This is a genomic window from Synechococcus sp. CC9616 (genome assembly GCF_000515235.1).
Classification (GTDB): Bacteria; Cyanobacteriota; Cyanobacteriia; order PCC-6307; family Cyanobiaceae; genus Parasynechococcus.
Genome location: NZ_KI911558.1, coordinates 1,307,898 through 1,329,936 on the forward strand (window position 1 = coordinate 1,307,898; position 22,039 = coordinate 1,329,936).

The following is a 22,039-nucleotide window of genomic DNA, read 5'->3' on the forward strand; positions in this document are numbered from 1 at the left end:
TCTTCTGAATGAAGGTCTGCGTGCCTGGATGGCACCGGCTGACCAGCCACACGAAAACTTCGTCTTCCCTGAAGAGGTTCTGCCCCGTGGTAACGCTCTCTAATCCCGGTCTTGTCGCCACTGGCGGCAAAGACCTTGACTCCACCGGGTACGCCTGGTGGTCCGGCAACGCACGTCTGATCAACCTGTCCGGCCGATTGCTTGGTGCCCACGTGGCCCACGCCGGTTTGATGGTGTTCTGGGCAGGCGCAATGATGCTGTTCGAGGTGAGTCACTTCACCTTCGACAAGCCCATGTATGAGCAGGGCTTCATCTGCATGCCCCACGTCGCCACCCTTGGCTACGGCGTGGGACCAGGTGGTGAGGTAACTGATCTCTTCCCCTTCTTCGTGGTCGGTGTTCTGCACCTGATCAGCTCCGCCGTTCTCGGCCTTGGCGGCCTCTATCACGCACTGCGTGGTCCGGAAATTCTCGAGAACTATTCGTCCTTCTTCTCCCAGGATTGGCGGGACAAGAATCAGATGACCAACATCATTGGTTATCACCTGATTCTTCTCGGTGTCGGCTGCCTGCTGCTGGTCTTCAAGGCCATGTTCTTCGGCGGCGTTTACGACACCTGGGCACCAGGCGGTGGTGATGTTCGTCTGATCACCAACCCAACTCTTGATCCGGGTGTGATCTTCGGTTATCTGTTCCGCGCCCCCTTCGGTGGGGAAGGCTGGATCATCGGTGTGAACTCCATGGAGGACATCATCGGTGGACACATCTGGCTGGGATTGACCCTGATCTTCGGTGGCATCTGGCACACCATCACCAAGCCCTTCGGCTGGGTGCGTCGTGCCTTCATCTGGAACGGTGAGGCCTACCTGAGTTACAGCCTCGGCGCTCTGAGCTTCATGAGCTTCATCGCTTCGGCCTACATCTGGTTCAACAACACCGCCTATCCCTCCGAGTTCTGGGGCCCCACCAACGCTGAGGCTTCCCAGGCTCAGAGTTTCACCTTCCTGGTGCGTGACCAACGCCTCGGAGCCAACATCGGTTCCGCCATGGGTCCTACCGGCCTTGGCAAATACCTGATGCGCTCCCCCACCGGCGAAATCATCTTCGGTGGTGAAACCATGCGCTTCTGGGACTTCCGTGGCCCCTGGCTGGAGCCCCTTCGTGGCCCCAACGGACTGAGCCTCGACAAGCTCCAGAACGACATTCAGCCATGGCAAATCCGCCGTGCAGCTGAGTACATGACCCACGCTCCCAACGCGTCGATCAACTCCGTGGGCGGCATCATCACCGAGCCCAACTCGGTGAACTACGTGAACCTTCGCCAGTGGCTGGGTGCAACGCAGTTCGTGCTCGCCTTCTTCTTCCTGATCGGTCACCTCTGGCATGCCGGCCGTGCCCGCGCAGCCGCTGCTGGCTTTGAGAAAGGAATCGACCGTCAGGCCGAGCCCGTGCTGGGTATGCCCGACCTCGACTGAGACTCGGCATCACTCAAGCGATCGTCTCTCATGCCTCCACCGCACGGTGGGGGCTTTTTTGTTTGCAGCTCGTAACCACAAAACGATCCTGTTGATCGACAAATGCGGCGCAAGTGATTTTCTAGCCTTCCTGGATCGCATCAGCGGCTGTGTCCACCGAACCAGGCCTCAATACCCGTGTGATCCACCACGGAGAGAGCTTTGCCTCGCAGACGGGCACGGTGATGCCACCGATCTTCCCAAGCTCCACCTTCGCCCACGGGAACACGGAAGGCTTTGATTACACACGTTCGGGAAATCCCAACTTCCGAATCCTTGATCGGGTGCTGGCCTCCCTCGAGGAGGCTGCCCATGCCACCGTTTTCGCCTCAGGCGTCAGCGCCATCACGGCCGTTGTCTCCCAGCTTCAACAAGGGGATCTGGTGCTGTGTGAGGAAAACCTCTACGGCTGCACCGTGCGCCTGTTCGAGCAGGTCTTCGCCAAATTCGGGCTGCGCACTCAATGGGTCGACTTCACCAAACCCGATGCCGTTGAGCTGATCGAGCGCAGCAACCCGGCCATGGTGTGGCTGGAAAGCCCGACCAATCCACTGCTCAAGGTGATCGACCTCAAGGCGGTCTGCAGCGTGGCGCGGGAACACAAGGTTCCTGTTGTTGTCGACAACACCTTCGCCACAGCCCTCGTTCAACGCCCGCTCCAACTCGGCGCCACCCTCTCACTCACCAGTACGACCAAATACATCAACGGCCACTCCGATGCCCTCGGCGGTGTGGTTTGCACCAACGACCCTGAATGGCAGCAAAAGATGGTGTTCTCTCAGAAAGCGCTGGGTCTCCAGCCGTCCCCCTTCGACTGCTGGCTGATCACCCGTGGCATCAAAACACTGCCTCTGCGGCTGAAACAGCAGATGGCCAACGCCGCCGCCCTTGCCGATCTGCTGGCACTGCATCCCAGCGTCAACTGGGTGCGCTACCCCCATCGTCATGACCACCCTCAGCACACGGTGGCCAAACAACAGATGGCGGGTGGAGGCGCAATCGTCACCGTCAGCTTCAACACCACACAGGAGCAGACCTATGCCCTGTGCAAAAGGCTCCGGTGGTTCACGATGGCTGAGAGCCTTGGTGGCATTGAAAGCCTGATCTGCCATCCCGCCACCATGACCCATGCCGCTGTCGCTGAAAACGTGAAGCGGAAACTCGGCATTGACGATGGTCTGGTGCGGCTGTCGGTGGGCTGCGAAGACCTGGCGGATCTCCAGGCTGATCTGCAGCAGGCCCTGGAGCCCCATCCATGAGCGCTCGCAATCTGCTCAGCGATCCCTGTTGGCAGGCCAGCGACCTCGGTTTACCGCTACCCGATGCACCCCATGCCGTGTCCGTTGCCCTGCCCCGCTGGCAGGACGTGATTGCCTACGAAGAGAACGATCCCGCCTGCCGCAACGCACTCAAGACCATCTATCCGCGCTTTGGCCTGCATCCACTGCTCAGAGAACTGGTTGATGAGATCGCCAACCCAGGGGGTTCAGCCTGGCCTTATTCCTCTGAGGCGGCAGCCCACGCTGCCGCTGCCCATTGCCAACGAAAAGCAACCCAGGGAATCACAGAAGTGATTCGCACAGCAGGGTTGTGGTGCCTCAAGGCGGACGCTGAATCCACACAGCATGCACGGGCGTTTTGGCAGCACACCGGCCTGGGCGCCACATCGCGACAGGTCGCCATCGCCCTCAAGCGAGAGCCCGCTCCTGCACCGAAAGCAGGCCAGGAGGCGCGCCGAATCGTGCGCGAGCGACTGGCTGAGATCCACGGCATTGACGTGGCCAGGATCAGCCTGCATACGGCGGGGATGGCGGGACTGCATGCCGCACTGACGGCGGTTCAGGCGTTGCGGCCCAATCGTCCAACGCTGCAACTGGGCTTTCCCTACGTTGATGTGCTCAAGCAACCGCAGGTGGTGTTCCACGGCGGCGAGCTGATGCAAAGCAGCAACCTGCTTGAGGTGGCGCAAATCCTCGACCAACTGCAGCCAGCAGCCGTGATCGTGGAATTACCCAGCAACCCATTGCTGCGCTGCATCGATCTGCCGGCGGTCGCCGAGCTTACTCATGCCCGCGGTATCCCTGTGATTGCGGACGACACGATCGGTACCGGGATCAATCTGCAGGCACTCCCCCATGTGGATCTGATCTTCACCTCCCTCACCAAAAGCTTTGCCGGACGGGGCGATGTGATGGCAGGCAGCCTGCTGGTGAGTCCTCACTCAGCCTGGAGCGAACAGCTTCTGGCACGGATCAAACCACTGGCAACCGTGAGCGACGGTGACGCCATGGCGCTGGAGGAAGCCAGCCGCGACGTCCGTCAGCGCGTGGCGCAACTGGACGCGAACTGCCTGACGCTGGCTCGGCATCTGGACAACCATCCCGCTGTGGAACGGGTCCTGCATCCCAAGGACTGTGCCAATTTCCAGGCTCTGATGCGGCCGAACGCAGGTCACGGTTGCCTGCTCTCCTTTGAAGTCAAAGGGGATGAAGGGCAGGCGCGTCGGGTTTATGACGGCCTGAAAGTGAACAAGGGGCCCAGCCTGGGAACCTCATTCACCCTGGCTTGTCCCTACACACAGCTGGCCCACTACCAAGAGCTGGACTGGGCTGCAGGCTGCGGCGTGTCAAGCCATCTCCTGAGGGTGTCCGTGGGTCTGGAAGAACCCGCTGAGCTGTGGGAGCGCTTTGAGCAGGCCCTGAGCGGCTGAGGGGATTGACTGAAGTCTGAACATGCCCTTAACAACAGGGCTCCAGCCAATTGTTATTCCTACTTTGGATTATTCGGGCCCTTCACTGACGTTCCATGTCCCGCATTTACGACGACAACAGTCTGGCTATTGGCAACACTCCGCTGGTCAAGCTGAACAGCGTCACCAAAAACTGCAAAGCCACCGTGCTGGCCAAGATCGAAGGCCGCAATCCCGCCTACAGCGTTAAATGTCGCATCGGGGCCAACATGATCTGGGATGCCGAGAAGAGCGGCAAATTAACCAAAGGCAAGGTGATTGTTGAGCCCACATCGGGCAACACCGGCATTGCCCTCGCCTTCACAGCCGCATCGAGGGGTTACAAACTGATCCTCACGATGCCCGAATCGATGTCGATCGAGCGTCGTCGCGTGATGGCCGTTCTCGGAGCTGAACTTGTGCTCACAGAGGCGGCGAAAGGGATGCCGGGTGCGATCGCCAAAGCCAAGGAAATCGCCGATGGCGATCCCGCCAAATATTTCATGCCCGGGCAGTTCGACAATCCTGCCAACCCGGACATCCATTTCAAAACAACAGGTCCTGAAATCTGGAACGATTGCGATGGATCGATTGATGTTCTGGTGGCGGGTGTCGGCACCGGCGGCACGATCACAGGTGTCTCCCGTTACATCAAGAACGAAGCGGGCAAAGCCATCGAATCAGTCGCAGTCGAACCGACTCACAGCCCGGTGATCAGCCAAACCCTGAATGGGGAGGCCGTCAAACCTGGCCCGCACAAGATTCAAGGCATCGGCGCTGGCTTCATCCCCAAAAACCTCGACCTCTCCGTCGTGGACAAGGTGGAGCAGGTGACCAACGATGAATCGATCGCCATGGCGCTGCGTCTGGCCCAGGAGGAGGGTCTGTTGGTAGGCATCTCTTGTGGTGCTGCTGCGGCCGCCGCCATTCGCCTGGCTGAACAGGACGCCTACGCCGGCAAGACCATCGTGGTGGTGCTGCCGGATCTCGCCGAGCGTTATCTCTCCTCCGTGATGTTTGCCGACGTCCCGACAGGAATAATTGAACAACCCGTGGCTGTTTAGGTCGTGGCTTTTTAGGTCATCAACAACATCCAGAGCGGTTCCATCCGGAACTGCTCTGGATGTTCGGACAAGTCTGTTGAATCGTGATAAGAACAGGCGTAGTCCGGCGGTTGTGCACGTCTGAGCGATGAACAGCAGTCAGGTCGTCAGTCTTGGAACTCTGGAGGCCGATCTCGGGCTCAGTAGGGTTGATCTGTTGCTGGTGATCCGCGAACTCGGCATCGAACCGATCAGAAAAGGGATGCGAACCTGGATTCGGCAGGATCAGGTGAGTGTTCTTTATCAGCACCTGGGTAAAAGCAACCCCCAGGAGCCTTTGATCGCTGAAGTGGTGCCAACGGCAGTCATCGATGACGCCCCCCTTGTGCCACTGAATGCAACCCATGGGCAGGAGGATGAAGACCTCAGGAAATACTCAAAACTGCGACTCCTACGTGAACGCATTGAAGTGCTTGATCTTCTGCGGGAGAGCGGAGTGGAATTACCAAGCCAGGAAATTTGCTCTTTGCTCGATCTCAAACGTTTACCTCCCTTAGACAACCTGGAGGATGGCAGGGACGGTTTTCAACGGATGGGGCTGGAGTTTCTGCGTATTCGCAAAGATGGCCAGCGCTCAGCATGGAAAGTAAGACGGCAGAAAAACGTTTGAACGCAAATATCCAAGGCATTAACCGATACCGCATCGCCACCGAAAAACATTTAGTTTTATGAAAATTCTTACTCCACAACCGTGGCTGGGTTCACCACTGCGTTTGCCACGGTTGCTATTGCCGGAATCGGCGACAAATCATTTTTAACAGCTCTTGTTCTGGCAGCTCGTCACAAAGCCCGCTGGGTGTTCACTGGAAGCTTTCTGGCACTCACAACTGGCGCAGCACTGTGGATCGGCCTGGGCGTATGGATGCAAACACACATCTCGATGGAGATCATCAAGCTTGTATCAGGGGTGACATTTCTGGGGTTTGGAATCAAAGCGTACATGGACGCCTATATCTCACACAGTGGTCAACCCGGCAAAACAGCTCAGCGCCCTATTTCAGAAGAAGGCGTCACACTCTCTGCCAACGCAGTGATCAGAGGCTCCTTCACAACGACGTTTCTGGCGGAATTCGGTGATCGCACACAACTCGCATTGCTTGGGCTGGCAGCCGCTCCAGACATCTCAGCTGAAAGCATCTTTACAGGTGCCGTTGCCGCAAACATCTTGCTAGCCATTGGGGCCGTCACCTCTGGTAAATGCCTCAGTCAACGAATATGTCAAACAAGGATTGCTCTTATAAGCGGAACTTTATTCATAGTTCTTGGCATCAAGATTTTAATGCAAACGAGTTAAATTATTTAATTCTCGAGGCGGAACTGCTGAGCGCAAACAATGTATTCAGCTCAGCAACAATCGGCACAAGATTGAACAAAGCGATTGATTGCGCAGGAGTCAGCGCAGACACAAATCCAGCCAAAGACGTTGCACACGTTAGAGCCACAATTGAGGATGAATTAATCTTCGTCGCAGATTCGTAACGGCGGCTCAGCAGAATCAGTCGGGACAACCACATCGGATCACCACCAAGGATCACGTCACAAACGGTCTTCGACACAAACCCCGTGTCATCATTCGACAAACCAATGGCAACATCAGCACAGGACATCGCAGGAATATCGTCGATCACATCGCCGAGATAGGCCACTGTGGCACCGTTCCGCTTCAACTGCTTCACCCGCGAACAGCGCAAAAGGGGTTCTTGTGAGCCACTGGCCCTGAGGTCATCGCCAACCACCTCAACATTCACATTCAAAGATCTGAGCTGATTAAACAGCTCAGAAAAACGATCGCTCAAACTCCAGTCGATCAAAAGACGGCCGAGCACCCCCTCAGAACGACTAAATTCAACAATGTTCTGGCTTGCGAGACAGCCAGAATCGACAACAGACTGTTCTTTATAAAAGCGAATCGTAATCGCACTTTGATGATCAAATTCAACAACATACGACGCCTGGGAAAGCTCTCCAGCATTGACCTCTAACGATTGAACAGGCAGTGGTGTCATCTCCACATCCATCAGCACTCCCCAAAAGACAGTGGCTGGATCAGCTTTGATGGATAGAGCAATCGAATAAAGAATCTGAATTAAATCATCTTTAGCAAGGGATCGATCGATGAACTGTTCACGACATTCAAAACTACCGAGCTGTTGCAGTGCATTGATGCTAATAAGCACATTGTCAACCGCAGACAAGTTGGACAGGACTCTTGCATCTGCAATGTGAACTTGATTAAGCGCCATATCTACCAACGCAGTCTCTGCAGAAGACAACTTGCACTTTTCTGATTCCTTCAAGGGGTTGAATGCCAGAAATGAAATCGCGCGTTCAGTCAGACCATTGACCAGAGACCACATTCCAAAACCCAACTGAAGCGGTGGAGCCAAAGAGCGGTAAAGATTCTCAAGTGGGGCACCAGGTGAGTTCGATGAGGTTTCTGACCATATTGTTTCCTCGATACTTAACACTGGGGCCTCAGAAAAAGACTGAAGGGCCTCGCAAACAGCCTCTCCCTGCAAGACGTAAGCACCAAAATTAATCTCATCGCCAACCACCAATCTCAAAGGCAGCGAAGAGCCATCCAGAAGAGCATTAACGACAAGCAACTCACCCTTAACCAGCCGGGCATGGAGAAAAACGTGTTGACCAATCGTGATGCTGTAGAGCATGCCAGGCTCAACCTCTCCCAGAGATAGCTTCGAGCCACAAGGTTCAAGTGAACTCCGATCAACAGGACTGATCAGAACCGCATTTTTAAGGCGCTCAATGAAATCAACAAATTCCTTGCTGCGTCCCCCTGTGCTTTGGCTGATGGACTGGAGAGCTTCCTTGGAACTGTCCAAAAGCCCATCAAGCAGGGATTCCCGTGCCAGACCACCGCTAATCAGGGTTGTGGAGAGGGCCACCTCAACAGATGACTGAAGAAGATTTTGCGTTGTCACTACATCTCCAAACAACCATTTCCAGATTGAACGTAGAAAATGTCGTAGCAGTGGCAAATTCAGAACAATCGCAGATGTAGCCAATGCCAGGGGCGGGACGACCATCAATGAATCAAACGCCAAGACAGAGGCACACAAAGCACCATTCCGAACCGCGTGATGAAAAGACTGACTCTTGACAATATCTACAAGCTGGTTTTCCTGAGCAAGCGCAGTTTCCAGAGAAGTATCAGAAAATGGGTCAACGAAACAGCGATTTAAGACTGTAAGAAGATGCTCACGGTTTCCCAAAGGGAAACGAATCACAACAGTCGAAGACACCACATTGATCCGATGGCTGATCAACCAATGGGTGCGGTGAAGAACAGATCCACAATGACGACGCAAGCCAAGTGAATTGGACAAGCCAGGATGAAAAATTCTCAGACGGCCATCAATCTCACTTCTGATCACCCATGGAGCGTCTGTGTCTTGAAGACTGGCAGCCATGATGTTCAGATTGCCCCGACAAACGGTCTCCGAACAGTCAACGCAAGATCAAAGACAAGAGTCGCCAACATCAAAAGCCAAACCCCTGGTGACAATGGCAGGAAGAGACCAATGAAGCCAAGAAGAAACAAAGCCAGCGATGTTAGGAGTGCCGAGAGAGACAACGACATGGATAGAGCGTTTGCCAAACAACGGGCGGAATCACGCATCCAAGACCTGCTTTGAGCAGAAACAGGGCGAACCACCTCTGTCGGTGAGAGAGGAGTCTCGGAGACAACAATTCTCTGACGGATCAATTGTTGACGAACACCATCACGCACCATTCCAGTTAGATCCTGCCCAAGTTGAGGACTTAAATTCCCAATCCTCATGATGATCAAAGACCCAGACAAAGTGTTCAGACGGATCACCCACTCGGATGGGGGGAAGATCTGTTCAAGATCGCTGCGTAATCGCGTCCAGTCAAGTTGCTGAGCTCGAACGATTCGATATCGCCAACGGCGATTGGTTGAATGCATCAAATTCAAGGCGGGAGCCATCGATATCAAGCCACCATCACGTTGTAGAGATTGCTGTCTTTGCAATAGGTCCACTGGAAGCCCTCTGGGTCATGCTCTGCAATCCAGGAGCTGAAATCATCACGCCGGCGACGGGCCGAAATTTTTTGATAACTCACACCCACCCGCTCAGAGAGCTCCGTCACCTTGAGAGGAAGTGCTGACACCTTGCTCTTTTGCACTCCCGCGCCATCAGTTGCAACAGGCTGTAGGGCTGTGACCGATGGTTCAGTGGCAAGTGGTTCAGTGCCCGATGATTCAGGCACTGCATGCCGCGATGGCAGCTCGCGAGCCTGGAAGCCCAAGGCACGAATGGCATTGCCAGCAGCAACCAAACACGATCCATTGTTCAGGAAAACCGCTGCAATCGGGCTGACGGGAAGGAACGTACCGATCACAAGGGCAGACAGGTTGGGGACACCGACAATGGCGATGTTTTGCTTCACCAAACCGAAGGTATGACGAGCAAGATCTTGAGCCACTATCAGATCGGAGACCCGATCATTTGTGAGAACAATGTCTGCCGTTTCACGAGCAAGATCACTACCAGAGGCGAAGGACACCGAGACATCTGCATAGGCGAGCGCCGCGGAGTCGTTGATGCCGTCCCCAACGAACACCACTTTTTTCCCTTGGGCCGTGAAGTGCTGAACGAGTTCCGCCTTTTGATCAGGAAGGGCGTCTGAATGAACCTCCTCAGGCTTCAATCCAATGTCTTTGGCAACAGCATGAGCAACCGGAGCAATATCACCAGTCAACATGTGAGCCTCAATTCCACGGCGATGCAACTCCGCAATCATGTCGGGAGTATCTGGACGCACCTGATCAAGGGCATAGTGAATGGAGGCCAGACGACCGTTCACAGAGAGATAAATAGGGGTTGCAACCCGAAGCTTGGGATCAGCTTCAAACACCGGAATTACGACATTTTCGTCCTCGAGCAACTTGGAATTACCCAGAAGGACCGTCTGACCATTGACCTGCGCGCAGACACCACGTCCAACCCTGTAATCCCAACTTTCGCAATCGATCACAGACACTTGCTCTTGTTCGGCATAGTCCCGAATAGCTTTGGCGATGGGGTGGTTCAGTCCCTGTTCAAGTGAAGTTGAAAGCTGAAGAAGCTCATGGATTCTCTCGTGGGTTGGAGAGGAGATCACAGCTCCAGAATCATCGAACACCAAAACCTCAACGATCGAGGGATGGCCTTCTGTCAACGTTCCTGTTTTGTCGAAGACAACAACATCGATCGTTTCAAGCTGTTCAAGAGCACGGCCGCTTCGAATCAGCAGGCCTTGACTGCCTGCTCTTGTGAGGGCGGCCATAATGGCCGTTGGAACAGAGACACGAAGACCCGTTCCAAGGTCGAACATCAGCAATGAAGCTGCCTGGGCGATGTTGCCTGCACTCAGCAACAGAGAAATGCCTGCCAGAGCCAACGTCGGCATCACGAATCGGTTTGCAATATTGGCGGCAAAATTTCCAACTCTTGTATCAAAAACAGGCGCTTCTTCAATCATTTTGGTGATTTGACCCACTCGGGTGTCGTCACCAACGGCAGATGTTTCTACAACAATGTTGCCCTCAAGAACGATGAATCCAGCCAGAATTTCATCCCCAGGCCCTGAGTGCCTTGGTACTGATTCGCCTGTTAGTTTGACAACATCAAGTGACGCCTCACCCGACTCAATGACGCCATCAATGGGTATCTTGTCCCCTGGCAAGAAGACAACACGATCACCAGCTGATAAATCAAAACTGGACACGATTACCTCACCATCTTCGGTAAGCAAGCGCACATCTGATTGAAGGCTGGAGACTAGATCTGTATTGGAAGAATGAGCAATACGCTGAGTAGCATCACGAACAGCCTCACCACCCTCGATCATGGTGATCATCATGGCAGGCCCAAGCAGGAAGCCCTCAAGGCTGTGAAGGAGAACAGCCAGAGCATCTAGGAAATCGACATTGATTTTCTTGTCCTTTTTGAGGCCGTCCCAAGCTCTTTTAAAACTCAAATGAGCCGAGACAATGATGAAGCCCCCAACAGCCAAGGGCGGCAATGCGAGTGGTCCGGAAAGAATGGCTAATGCCAGTGAGCAAACAGGAAGAACGATGCGCGTTGGAACAAATTTCTCATCATCCTCATCATTTTGTTGAGAGGCCTCAACGCTTGACAAGGTAGGTTCTACAACGGGAATTAATGGAATATCACCGCTGTTCTGTGGAAGAGAGTTCAACCACTGCAAGGCGTCAACATTGCATTTTTTCGCAAAGACAACGACATAACAACAAGCCCAACGGTTAAAACGAACAGCTTCAACGTCATCCAGTGAGTTGATATGTCTCTCAAAATTATCTGGATCCTTTAATCCAGGCGAAACACTAAATCGCAGCCGCTTGGAAGAAGCATGCAAAATTCGATCGATAAAGCGTGGAAGGCTGGGAGGACAAACTTTTTCTCTTGTACCACCAGATCCATCAATGACATCAAATCCGGTTGTCGCGTCGACTTGAAAGGAAGCAGCCATGAGTAGGAAATGGTGGGATTTTTAGAAAAGAATTACTCGACAGTCACATCAGTAATAGTTGCTGATTTTGCAGTTTTAGGAGAGCCATTATTGGCCACCTCCTGATCTGCAATCTCCTCAGAGGATGATTCCGACTTAGCTTCTTCAACAAGATCAACAAAAGATTCAGCAACTTCTGCTGCGCTTTTGGCAACGCCACGCGCTACCTTGCCAGCAGCACCAGCTGCAACAATGCCAACTTTGACGCCATTTTTGGCCATGCTGCGACCAGCTTGCCCCATCGAATCACCCAATTCCTGATTCCCCATCTTTCGAACCACTGGTGCCATGGCCATGAGGGCAGCTCCAGCCCCAAATGCGACAACCATCTCAAATTCGAACATGGGTGGAGGGGGGATTAATCCTTTAGACAACTTTACTCTGATTTATGTGATTTGATATGTGGATTCCCCAAAAGCACCAATCTGTCGACAGCCGTGATCCGATTTATCAGCAGTGACCGGTGTCGGACACTACATTCCGTGATCAATGAGCTGATTCAAGCAGACATTATCAGCTCAAAATCAATGCTCCTCGATACAAGAGGTGATTTTGCCGATTTAGAAACCGTTGACCAGGAGTATGAATGGATACAATTCGATCACAATCAGGTTCTTGAAGATCTTTGGAATGAATTAAATCCACATGCAAAAGAATGGTGGGATCTCCTCGATATCAGCGACAAGCAATCTGCAGAACTTCCATCTTTACCTGGCATAGAAGATATCACTCGACTAATTTTTATTTGTCGCCACCTAAATATGGAAAACAGTCATCAAGACATCGTCGTGATTTTGCCACACCCACATCACGCGATACGACTTCTAGGCATGGCACAACAAGGGCCTTTTTTGATCGAGAACCTGCTCGAACCTCTACTTAATTGGTGGGATAACACCAGGAAGTCGTTATCAGCAGTAGAAACACTTCTAAGGATCAAATTGCCATCATCTCAGCAATTACGATTATCTGCTCAATGGAGACACTATTTTGAATATCTTCAAACCTTGTGCAGTGACAGAATGCTCCATCGCCTTTATTTAATTCTTGATGGAGCTGATCAAAGCAGATTGAACTTAATGCGGCAACTCAGTTTGTGCGGCATGAATGCAGTCACCCCAAGCGGATTGATCATGAGTGATCTTGATTCACAGGTCATGGTTCAAATCAGCAAGGAATTAGATCCTTCCATGATCGAACTTGTATCGAGCGACCAACTCAGCAAGGCTAAAATAGAGACAATAGAGAGCAAATACAAGGCTGATCTTTTCTTAGATGCTCCTCATCAATCAATTACTATTTACCTTCCAGGCGTTAACAAAGCCGAACTCGTCATTAAACAATCCGGTACCACCATCTTTCTATTTTATTTGGGCCAAAAACGTGTAATAGAACTACCTGAAACTTTAAACGCACTAACTTGCCAAAAAGGACAAATTAAACTTGGCTGGCTAACGCTTCGTTTTATTCAACCGGGACAGAATGCTTAGATCCTGGTGGTCGCCAACCCAAAGACCAGGCAATAAGAAAAAAAGGTGTTCCAGGCATGATTGGCAAAATCCATCCAAGGATCGCGAAAATAATCATCGTTTGTGCCGTAACATGACAAAGCTGACGATTGAACAGTTCTTGACGTGTTGGTGGTAGTTGAGGACCGAAAGAAACAGTATTTACTAAAAAATGATCAAACCAGCCTTGAAGGTCTATAGCATTGAGTTTTACAGAACAATCACTAGAGGTTATCAACACGCCGGAATAATCCAATGCAAATCTGAAAATGTAAGTTGGAAAGCAATACTGAAAAGAACTCTGCATGCATTGCTGAGATCTTTTAGAAAGTTTCTGATTAAACTTAAATCTTACGCGTCCCGGCAGAGCGTGCCGAATTTCAACCAAGGTTTAGGATTTGCTGGATTTAGCTGATTTAACAGTCGCTTTTGGCTCGGCGAGATCAGCCTTAGCTTCGGCGAGAATATCGCCAAAACTTTCTCCAACTTCACTCAAACCAGACTTCATACCAGAGAAAAGGCCAGAAAATTTCGAGCCAATGACCAAACCCACTTTTAAACTTTGCTTTGTCAGCCCTCGTCCAGCGCCGGAAATGGTTTTGGTGACGCCACTTTCACGACCCGCTACGGAGGCTGCCACTGGTGTTAGAGCAACAAGACCAGCTCCGATACCAAAAGCAATAAGGTACTCAAGCTCAAACATGGTCTTAAAACAGATAAACTCAATCTAGGGAGCTTTTGTGCTTTTGTGAAGTGTTGATGATCACAAAAGTGGTGCCTGCATCTCAGCAGGACAGTTGCCGACTCAACTGACCTGGGTCACGAGGGAAAGAATGATCGAAAGAACCGTCGAAGCAAACAAAAAAGCTGCAATGCAGTGAATAATCACGACGCGGCGAATTGAAGAATCTTCAACACTGCAATCAGTCATGGAATAAGTAAGGCCGATTGAGTAAGCAACATAGAGAAAATCGCTGAAGCTTGGCTCTGAACCCTGAAAAACGAAGGCCTGTTGAGCTTCGTTCTCTTCAAGCGCACGGGGATTCTGCTCAAAATAACTCTTTGCGTAGTAAAGAGCGAAACCGTTGTGCAATTGCAACCATGCAAGAAACAGTGAAATAAATGTCAAGAAAATCTGAACATAGTCCGGCAAAATGTTTTTCTTATCATGTAGATCATTGATGCAAAAACAAAGTAGTCCCACGCTCATAAAAACAAGCGCCACAGTGCGTAAGGCAACATAGGATTCAACCGATTGCCAACGCTCAAAGACTTGACGTGTTTCATGCATGGAAAGCGTCCAAGTTTTTCGATACAGCGTGACCAGATCCCACACCAGTGCCATGGTGATAGAAATAGTGAAGGCCTCTTTAAAAGTCACGAGTTGAATCAAGATCAACGTGATGACCAATCCAACCATCGAGGACCGGATCAGACGATATCGATCTGAAAGGAAGCGGGGATGCATCTTTTACATTTGAATATCTGAACCTTGAACAGTCTGAGCTGTAATTCGGTTGTAAAATCTGGGTATCATTACTGATTTAACCAGCATTGAAATAATAACTGTTCCACACACTGAATTGGCCATAAGATGATATGCCTGATAAGGAACAATTTCAGACATGCTTATCTCAAATATTTCCTCCAGTAAAATAGGTGCTTGTACTACTAAAGCCATAGAGACGGCACCCTTTGGACTCCAAGATGCCAAGATTTTTTTCTCGTCAATTGCGATTGTCTCTCCTCGAAGAAAAAGCCAAACACAGACTGGACGAATCGCAATAACTCCAAGCCAGACATAAAGAGCAATTGGTAAATCAACGAAAAATGACTTCGCATTAAGGCCGAGACCGATCGCGAAAAATAGAATCGCTTCACAGGCAATATTGAGCGACTCCAATTCCTCACTAAGGAATTTAATTTCATCTTCAGTGGATGAACTTCTGTACGAAATAGAGGTGACAACCCCCATAACAAGTGCACAAAGGTATCCCCCATGGCGCAGGGACAGATCTGAAAACACGTAGCCAAGAATCGTAAATCCAAATGCAACAAGCACAAGTTGAGGTTTGGACGTCACAAAATGACGAATGACAAGATTCAGCAGATAGCCAAGGATCACACCACACACAATGCCTAGAAAAATGCCTTTGAAGATGTCCTGAACCAGAACACCTTGATTCATCGTTGAATAACCCGGATTAATTTGCAGCCAAAACAGAATAAGCAGCTCAGCTACAGCAACTGAAATCGCTGCCGAAATTGATGTTTCTACTTTGAAAATGTTGATAAAAATGGCCTGAAATTTTTTAACCTTTCTTGCTACAAACGAAAACGAGTTCCAATCATTGACTGAGAGAGAATAAATAATGACGACAGTGATTAGAGTGAGAACACCTTCATCAACTCCCTCTGCATAGCCTAGCTTCTGGAAGACTCCCAGCCCAAATCTTATATACATTAACCAAAACAACATACTTAATGCCGTGCCAAATAGGGCTAACTGCATGGAGCTGAATAACAAATTACTTCTCTTCAAGAGCAACCGATCTGATGTCAAACCGCTAAAAAACAACAGCACACAAAGAGCAATGACATGAACCTGCTCCAGGGGAATAGTATTAAACGTAAAATTTGCAATATTGATGCACAATCCAAGTAAAAACAAGAAGATTGAACCCGGTATACTTAGCTTAGCCCCAAACTTATCGCATAACGTGCTGACAATCAGGAGAAGCGCAAAAGCAATAAGTGTCGTTTGAAATGATATCTCTAGAGAAGAAGTTGCTTCTGACGAATTTGTGATGGTACTGGACGCGTGACGCTCTGCTGCAAAAACAATCCAGGAAGGTACACCGAACACAATCACATCAACTCTCAACTTGATTCTGTACACAGAGTCACAATTCAATTGACATAGGTGAGCGAATGCTGACAACTTGCCGGTCACTCATTGCCAGTTACCAGTGATATAACCCAGTAAAAGGATCAGGTCATGGGCACGTCATCAAGTAGCCCCTATATCGATTCAGGGGGGCAACAAACTACCCCACATGACATTGTCAACGAGCTGAAAAGTGGCCTGCAGCGTTTTCTTGATGGTCAATCGGCCCATCCCCATGCAACCGAGGCACGCCGTCATCAACTTGCTGGCGGACAACATCCCCAGGTTGCCGTCCTGGCCTGTTCCGATTCTCGCGTTCCAGTTGAGGTGATTTTTGATGCCGGATTCGGGGATTTGTTTGTGATCCGTAATGCAGGAAACACCAACACCTTTGGTTCTGCAGGCTCGATTGAATATGCCGTTGCAGATCTGGGAATCTGTGTCCTTCTGGTCATGAGTCATCAGGGATGTGGCGCCGTCAAGGCCGCTTATCTGACAGGTCAGGACTTTTCTCCCTCGTTGAGCGAATTGGTAAACGACATCAAATCAGGATTAAACAATCACGGCTTCAGTACCGACGATCACAAGACCTATGAACAAGCTTGTATTGCCCATTCGAGAATCACAGCGGAGGCACTTGTTCAGGACAGCGACGTCATCCGTGATGCCGTCAGCAACAAAACACTTCTCGTTCAACCAGCCTTTCTACACATCGATCCTCTCTCGATCACCTGGCTTGAGCCGCTTTACGGCAAGGACTGAGCGCTCGGAATCACGGACTCGGGAGCGATCCACATGGCATCGCCGTAGGAGAAAAAGCGATAGTGCCGCTCTTTGGCCTCCTGATAAAGCTTCAAAAGTGTTTGCCGACCAATCAAGGCACTGACAAGCAACAACAGAGAACTTTTGGGAAGGTGGAAATTGGTTAACAGCCCTTCAACCACGCGAAATCGATACCCAGGCTTGATCACAAGATTCACGGGCCCGCAAAAGCTGCGTAATTCACCCCCATGGGCCTGAGCAGCTCCCTCCAAAGCGCGCACGCTCGTTGTGCCAACAGCAATCACCCGGCCACGACAGGCACGGATTGCTTCGACCACCTCGGCTGTGACCTCCACCCATTCGCTGTGGAGATCAAGGTTGGTGAGGTCCTCATTTTCCAGCGGCCGGAATGTTCCCAGACCAACGTGCAGCGTGATGCACTTAAGCCGGACGCCCTTGCGCTGTAGGGCAGCCAGCAGTTCATCACTGAAATGCAGTCCTGCAGTTGGTGCTGCCACCGCGCCGGGACGCTCCGCGTAGCGGGTTTGGTAGCGATCAGCATCCTCTGGATCATGCCGATCGATATAGGGCGGCAGAGGAACCTCACCGTATTGATTCAGCAACGCCTCGATCGTTGCGGCATCACGGCAGTCGCTTGGGAACTGAACCAAACGTCCCCCGCTGGCAGGATCCACCGCCAACACCGTCAGGGTGATCGATGTTCCTTCGATGGTGAGCACATCACCGGGACGCATGCGTTTGGCTGGTCGAGCCAGACACAACCACTGGCCGCCGTTGCGGGGCTCCAGCACGAGCAGCTCGGACCGGCCGCCTCCAGCACGCCGCACATGGAGCCGCGCTTTCAACACGCGTGTGTCGTTGACAACAAGCAGGTCTCCCGCCTGAAGTTCCTCCAGAAGATCCCAGATCCGACGATGGCGAGCAGCCGACGGTGCAGCTCCAATGGGTGGAGCCATCAGCAGGGCTGCATCGTGGCGCGGCTCAATCGGCGCCTGAGCGATGAACCCTTCCGGCAGGGCGTAGTCGTAACTGCTCAGCAGCAGATCCCTGGGATCGGGCACCAGGATCAGAGAGCCAAACTCTCCGGACGACGTTCGATCAACTCAGCAAGATCCTTGAGGAACGCCGCACCATTGGCGCCGTAGATCACCCGATGATCAGCCGTGAGATTGACCTGCATCTGACGCTTCACGGCAATCGATCCATCCGCACCAGCCACAACGGTGGGACGTGACGCAGCGACGGCCAGGATCGCTCCAGTGCCTGGAGGAAGAATTGCATCAAAGCGATCCACCCCGAACATGCCGAGGTTGGAGAGGGTGAAGGTCCCGGTGCTGTACTCCTCGGGCTGCAGCTGTTTACTGCGGGATCGCTTGACCAGATCCTTCCACTGGCGTGACATCTCATAGAGATCGGTGCGATCGGCTTGACGCAGGACTGGTGTGATCAGGCCGCCGTCCTCCATGGCCACCGCAATCGCCACATTCACGTCTGCGGGGTAAGCCATCCCGGCAGGGGTCGTCGCGGCATTCACCTGGGGATGCCGGGCCAGCGTGACGGCCACCGCCTTTGCAAGCAGAGCCGTCATGGTGACGCCCTTTGGCTTCACCTGTTTGTAAAAGCGATCGAGTTTGTCGGTGGTGATCGTGTAGCCGACCCGGAAACAGGGGACCGCCAGACTGGCCTCCATGTTGCGGTTCACGGCTCCCTGGAGCGTGTTGAACGGGACCGTGTCTCCTGGACGGCCAAAGCTGTTGCCGGCCGGTGCAGCCGCGGCCTCGGCTGCAGGCGCTGGCACGCCATGGCCAGCGGCGGCCGGTGCAGATCCTTCCGCCACCCGTGGAACAGTGATGGGCTGTCCGCTTGCCTGCTCCACGTCTTCCGCCTGAATGCGGCCATGGGGACCGCTGCCGCGGACGGTGGCAAGGTCCACCCCCATCTGGGAGGCGAGCTTCTTGGCACGGGGGCTCGCCACGATGCGGCCGTCGTTCACCACGGGAGCTGCCAGCACGGGGGCCACCGGAGCGGGGGCGGGTGCTGGAGTCGATACCGGTGCTGCAGCCACAGGAGCTGGCGCTGAAGGGGCTGGAGCAGCTGGCGGTGCCTCAACCGTTGTGGAAGCCGATGCCGCGGCCGATGAAGTGGCCGATGCAGTGGGAGTTGGTGCTTTGGCCTTGGCTTCAGCGATCTCCGCCTCGGTTTCAACAATCAGGCCGATGGTTTCGCCGACAGGTGCCGTACTGCCCGCTGGCATCAGCACGGCAGCCAGGAAGCCGTCCTGGAACGACTCCACGTCCATATCAGCCTTATCGGACTCAACCACCAGCACCGATTCACCACGACCGACCTTGTCGCCCGGTTGCTTCAGCCACTCGACGATCTTGCCCTCCGTCATCGTCGAGCTCAGGGCTGGCATGAAGATGTCGAAGGTCGCCAAAACCGTCTCCGAGTGGGCATATCAGGGGAGTGTACGAGCCGGCTGAAGCCAGTGACCGCTCAGGATCAGGCGCCTTCAACCGACTGGACGACGCCGTCCCGCACCACAATTGCCACCTGCATCTTCTCCACGAGGTTGTCTCCGACCTTGAGCTCACAGGTGCTCTCCAGCTGGCCCTGCTCAACGATCTGATCCATCTCAAGTTCACGCACTTGGGACTGCTGCTGCAGGAAGGTGCGTTTTTGCTCCTCCAGTTCGGAACGCTTGGCGGCAACCTGCTGCTGGATCTGAGCCACTTGATCCTGAACTCGGGGATCAAGAGGATTGGCACTCTGGCGGCGGACTTCATCGACCACCTGCTGGCCTTCCTGCTCCAGCTGGGCCAGCTGCTGATCCAGGCCGGCAATGCTGTTGCTGATCTCCCGTTCGGCTTCCTCCTTCCAAGTGGGTGTCACCACAGCGCGGACGGTGATTGGACGCTTGATCGTCAGGGTGGTGCCGTCGGACATGATATTGAAGGAGTTGCCGCAAGCGTCTCAGCCACAGGCGCAGAGGTCAATCTCGGTTTCCTCTCCCATAGAGAATTTCGATCAGGGCAGCGTCCCTAGCAGTGATCCGGTCACGCCGTTGCTTGAGCGTCTGGGTCAGCAGTCCGTTCTCAATGCTGAAGGGAGCAACCAGCACAACACCCGCCAGCCGTTCATCTCCGCGGGCTCCCTTGCGCTGTTTGAGCAGTTGATTGGATTCCCGCATCAACAGTTTCAGCAGTGCTGGATCTCCAGGGAATCCCCCGAGATCATCAGGCACGGACAGGTTGTTGTCCTGCGCCCAGGGCCTGATCATCTCCGGCCTCGGGACCAGCAGCGCTCCAAGTTGGCGCTCATCCTGTCCAACCAGCATCACCTGCTCGATCAACGGGCTGGCGACAAGCGCTTCCTCCAGCGGCCCAGGCTCAATGTTCTCGCCACTGCTCAGAACGATGGTGTCCTTGGCACGACCGGTCAGGGCCAGTGAGCCATCCGGGAGAAGCATGCCCAGGTCCCCTGTGTCGAACCAGCCATCCGCATCGAGCACCTTGGCCGTGGCCTCCGGCTTGCCCAGGTATCCCTTCATCACCTGCGGGCCCCTCACCAACACACGCCCGCGCTGACGGAATCCCAGCGCCTCCCCCGATTCAGGCTCAACGATGCGGAACTCCGTCTCGGGCATCGGCAAACCGGAACTGCCGCGGATGTTGCGCCACGGCCGGCGGCAACTCACCACAGGGCTTGTTTCCGTCAGGCCATATCCCACAAGAAGTTCAATCCCCACCGCTTCAAAGAAGGCGTCGATGTGGGGTGCAATGGCCCCGCCACCACTGATCGGATAGCGCAACTGGCCTCCGCTCAACTGGCGGCGCAGCTTGGGCCAGATCAGAGAGGAGGCGAGAGCGTGCAGAGGCCAGCGCAGCCCTGCAGTCAGCGCGCTCAGCAGACGGTCTGCAGCGGAGGCGGGCTCGAGCATCAGGTTCCAGGCCTGACGCTTGGCGAGGCAGTGAGCGGCACTGTTGGCCAGGGCCGCCCTCAGGAGGCGCTGTCGCGAGGGCGGGAAGGTCTTCAGGACATCCTCAAAACCCGCCTGAACTGCCTCCCAAAGCCTTGGGACGGTTGCCATGGCAATCGGACGAACGCGCGGCAGGTCCTTCTTGAGCTGTTTGATCGTGGTGTAGGTCTGCGAGCAGGCGCAGGACAGGAAGTAATAGCTGGCGCTTCGCTCATAGGCGTGCCAGATCGGCAACACGCTCAGCACGGGAGACCCGGGCTCCGGAAACGCCACAGAGGCCAGGGAGCGCATCTGGTGCAACAGGTTGCCGTGAGTGAGCGGAACCCCTTTGGGCTGGCCAGTGGTCCCGGATGTGTACAGAACGGTGGCAACGGCCTCCGCATCACCCTGCAGCTCCAGCTCAGCGCTTCCCTGCGCTGAACGCAGCAGGTCGTCCCAACTAAGAAGCTCATCCACCGCATCACCCTCAAGCTGCAACACGAACCGGAGCCGGTTGCGCTGATCCGGCGTCAGCTGCAGACGACGCCAGAGATCGGCGTTCTGCACGATCAGAGCTGTGGCACCGCAGTCTTCGAGGATGTAACGCAGCTCTTCCACCGGCGCGGACGCCCCGCGCACCGCATCGGCTGCGCCGGCTCGCATCAGCCCCTGATCCGCCACCAGCCAGCGGGGACTGTTTTCAGCGAAGAGGGCGACGACATCGCCCGGCTCGATCCCTTGGTTTCGAAACCCAACCGCCGCCTCAGAAATCCTCTGTGCCAGTTCGTCGAAGCTGAAACATTCCGGATGGGCGGCATGGGGAGCATCCACAGCCATGAGCTTGCCGTGGTGGTCTGCCAGCCAGGGCCAGACCGCATCAATCCGAGTCAACCCATCGACATGGCTGTGACCTAGAAGCCCACGCTGCTCGCGCTCGGTCGCGGTCCAGCCGACCTTGGCAACTCCTGCAGGTTGCGCACTCATCAGCGGATCCTTGAGC

The 22,039-nt window shown here is 53.6% G+C and carries 20 protein-coding genes; 8 read left to right on the forward strand and 12 right to left on the reverse strand.

What is annotated here, in order from left to right; all coding sequences use genetic code 11:
• The first annotated feature begins 86 nt into the window (after nucleotides 1-86).
• The 6 genes from psbC to SYN9616_RS0107825 all read left to right on the forward strand — a co-directional run bounded on the left by psbC (nucleotide 87) and on the right by SYN9616_RS0107825 (nucleotide 6,639).
• Nucleotides 87-1,475, forward strand: coding sequence for a photosystem II reaction center protein CP43 (psbC, locus tag SYN9616_RS0107800; protein WP_028952585.1), 1,389 nt, complete (start codon nucleotides 87-89; stop codon nucleotides 1,473-1,475).
• Between the two features lie 149 nt (nucleotides 1,476-1,624).
• Nucleotides 1,625-2,773, forward strand: coding sequence for a PLP-dependent aspartate aminotransferase family protein (locus SYN9616_RS0107805; RefSeq protein ID WP_037990816.1), 1,149 nt, complete (start codon nucleotides 1,625-1,627; stop codon nucleotides 2,771-2,773).
• Nucleotides 2,770-4,224, forward strand: a complete 1,455-nt coding sequence (locus SYN9616_RS0107810; RefSeq protein ID WP_028952587.1) for a PLP-dependent transferase — start codon at nucleotides 2,770-2,772, stop codon at nucleotides 4,222-4,224. Before SYN9616_RS0107805 ends, SYN9616_RS0107810 begins: the two co-directional genes overlap by 4 nt.
• A 95-nt stretch (nucleotides 4,225-4,319) precedes the next feature.
• Nucleotides 4,320-5,306: a cysteine synthase A gene (cysK, locus tag SYN9616_RS0107815; RefSeq protein WP_028952588.1), complete on the forward strand. Its 987-nt coding sequence runs from the start codon at nucleotides 4,320-4,322 to the stop codon at nucleotides 5,304-5,306.
• Nucleotides 5,307-5,433: 127 nt separating this feature from the next.
• Nucleotides 5,434-5,955 carry a hypothetical protein gene (locus SYN9616_RS0107820; RefSeq protein ID WP_028952589.1) on the forward strand — a complete coding sequence of 174 codons (522 nt, stop codon included), beginning with the start codon at nucleotides 5,434-5,436 and terminating at the stop codon, nucleotides 5,953-5,955.
• Between the two features lie 81 nt (nucleotides 5,956-6,036).
• Entirely contained in the window at nucleotides 6,037-6,639 is a 603-nt protein-coding gene (locus SYN9616_RS0107825; protein ID WP_028952590.1) for a TMEM165/GDT1 family protein, read from the forward strand.
• Between the two features lies 1 nt (nucleotide 6,640).
• Here the strand turns inward: SYN9616_RS0107825 and SYN9616_RS0107830 are convergent, their stop codons facing one another.
• From SYN9616_RS0107830 to SYN9616_RS0107845, 4 genes are read right to left on the reverse strand one after another with little or no spacing between them, the layout of a single operon-like run.
• On the reverse strand, nucleotides 6,641-8,776 hold the full coding sequence (locus tag SYN9616_RS0107830) for a hypothetical protein (RefSeq protein ID WP_028952591.1): 2,136 nt from the start codon (nucleotides 8,774-8,776) through the stop codon (nucleotides 6,641-6,643).
• 5 nt (nucleotides 8,777-8,781) lie between these two features.
• Nucleotides 8,782-9,315: a hypothetical protein gene (locus tag SYN9616_RS0107835; protein WP_028952592.1), complete on the reverse strand. Its 534-nt coding sequence runs from the start codon at nucleotides 9,313-9,315 to the stop codon at nucleotides 8,782-8,784.
• Nucleotides 9,316-9,320: 5 nt separating this feature from the next.
• Nucleotides 9,321-11,864, reverse strand: coding sequence for a heavy metal translocating P-type ATPase (locus tag SYN9616_RS0107840; protein ID WP_028952593.1), 2,544 nt, complete (start codon nucleotides 11,862-11,864; stop codon nucleotides 9,321-9,323).
• Between the two features lie 32 nt (nucleotides 11,865-11,896).
• Nucleotides 11,897-12,247, reverse strand: coding sequence for a hypothetical protein (locus SYN9616_RS0107845; RefSeq protein WP_028952594.1), 351 nt, complete (start codon nucleotides 12,245-12,247; stop codon nucleotides 11,897-11,899).
• 138 nt (nucleotides 12,248-12,385) lie between these two features.
• Here SYN9616_RS0107845 and SYN9616_RS0107850 point away from each other — a divergent pair, with 138 nt between their 5' ends.
• On the forward strand, nucleotides 12,386-13,393 hold the full coding sequence (locus tag SYN9616_RS0107850; protein ID WP_028952595.1) for a hypothetical protein: 1,008 nt from the start codon (nucleotides 12,386-12,388) through the stop codon (nucleotides 13,391-13,393).
• Here SYN9616_RS0107850 and SYN9616_RS17275 read toward each other — a convergent pair.
• The 4 genes from SYN9616_RS17275 to SYN9616_RS0107865 all read right to left on the reverse strand — a co-directional run bounded on the left by SYN9616_RS17275 (nucleotide 13,368) and on the right by SYN9616_RS0107865 (nucleotide 16,277).
• A complete protein-coding gene (locus tag SYN9616_RS17275; protein ID WP_156918725.1) occupies nucleotides 13,368-13,667 on the reverse strand; it encodes a hypothetical protein in 300 nt (99 codons plus the stop codon). The two genes, SYN9616_RS0107850 and SYN9616_RS17275, sit on opposite strands and share 26 nt — an antisense overlap.
• Before the next feature lie 135 nt (nucleotides 13,668-13,802).
• Entirely contained in the window at nucleotides 13,803-14,114 is a 312-nt protein-coding gene (locus SYN9616_RS0107855; RefSeq protein WP_028952596.1) for a hypothetical protein, read from the reverse strand.
• A 102-nt stretch (nucleotides 14,115-14,216) separates the two neighbouring features.
• Nucleotides 14,217-14,879 carry a DUF1345 domain-containing protein gene (locus tag SYN9616_RS15500; RefSeq protein ID WP_071991437.1) on the reverse strand — a complete coding sequence of 221 codons (663 nt, stop codon included), beginning with the start codon at nucleotides 14,877-14,879 and terminating at the stop codon, nucleotides 14,217-14,219.
• A gap of 3 nt (nucleotides 14,880-14,882) precedes the next feature.
• On the reverse strand, nucleotides 14,883-16,277 hold the full coding sequence (locus tag SYN9616_RS0107865; RefSeq protein WP_156918726.1) for a cation:proton antiporter: 1,395 nt from the start codon (nucleotides 16,275-16,277) through the stop codon (nucleotides 14,883-14,885).
• A 132-nt stretch (nucleotides 16,278-16,409) separates the two neighbouring features.
• On the opposite strand from SYN9616_RS0107865, the gene SYN9616_RS15505 reads away from it, so the two are divergent.
• Nucleotides 16,410-17,060, forward strand: a complete 651-nt coding sequence (locus tag SYN9616_RS15505) for a carbonic anhydrase (protein ID WP_051410986.1) — start codon at nucleotides 16,410-16,412, stop codon at nucleotides 17,058-17,060.
• Here the strand turns inward: SYN9616_RS15505 and queA are convergent.
• The 4 genes from queA to SYN9616_RS0107890 form a co-directional block, all read right to left on the reverse strand.
• Nucleotides 17,045-18,145: a tRNA preQ1(34) S-adenosylmethionine ribosyltransferase-isomerase QueA gene (gene queA, locus SYN9616_RS0107875; RefSeq protein WP_198015209.1), complete on the reverse strand. Its 1,101-nt coding sequence runs from the start codon at nucleotides 18,143-18,145 to the stop codon at nucleotides 17,045-17,047. The two genes, SYN9616_RS15505 and queA, sit on opposite strands and share 16 nt — an antisense overlap.
• Nucleotides 18,146-18,147: 2 nt before the next feature.
• On the reverse strand, nucleotides 18,148-19,518 hold the full coding sequence (locus SYN9616_RS0107880; protein WP_028952599.1) for a dihydrolipoamide acetyltransferase family protein: 1,371 nt from the start codon (nucleotides 19,516-19,518) through the stop codon (nucleotides 18,148-18,150).
• A gap of 65 nt (nucleotides 19,519-19,583) precedes the next feature.
• Entirely contained in the window at nucleotides 19,584-20,027 is a 444-nt protein-coding gene (locus SYN9616_RS0107885) for a YlqD family protein (RefSeq protein WP_028952600.1), read from the reverse strand.
• A gap of 46 nt (nucleotides 20,028-20,073) precedes the next feature.
• The gene (locus SYN9616_RS0107890; RefSeq protein ID WP_037990820.1) at nucleotides 20,074-22,023 is read right to left on the reverse strand and encodes an AMP-binding protein; all 1,950 of its coding nucleotides are present in this window, start codon (nucleotides 22,021-22,023) and stop codon (nucleotides 20,074-20,076) included.
• Nucleotides 22,024-22,039: the final 16 nt, after the last annotated feature.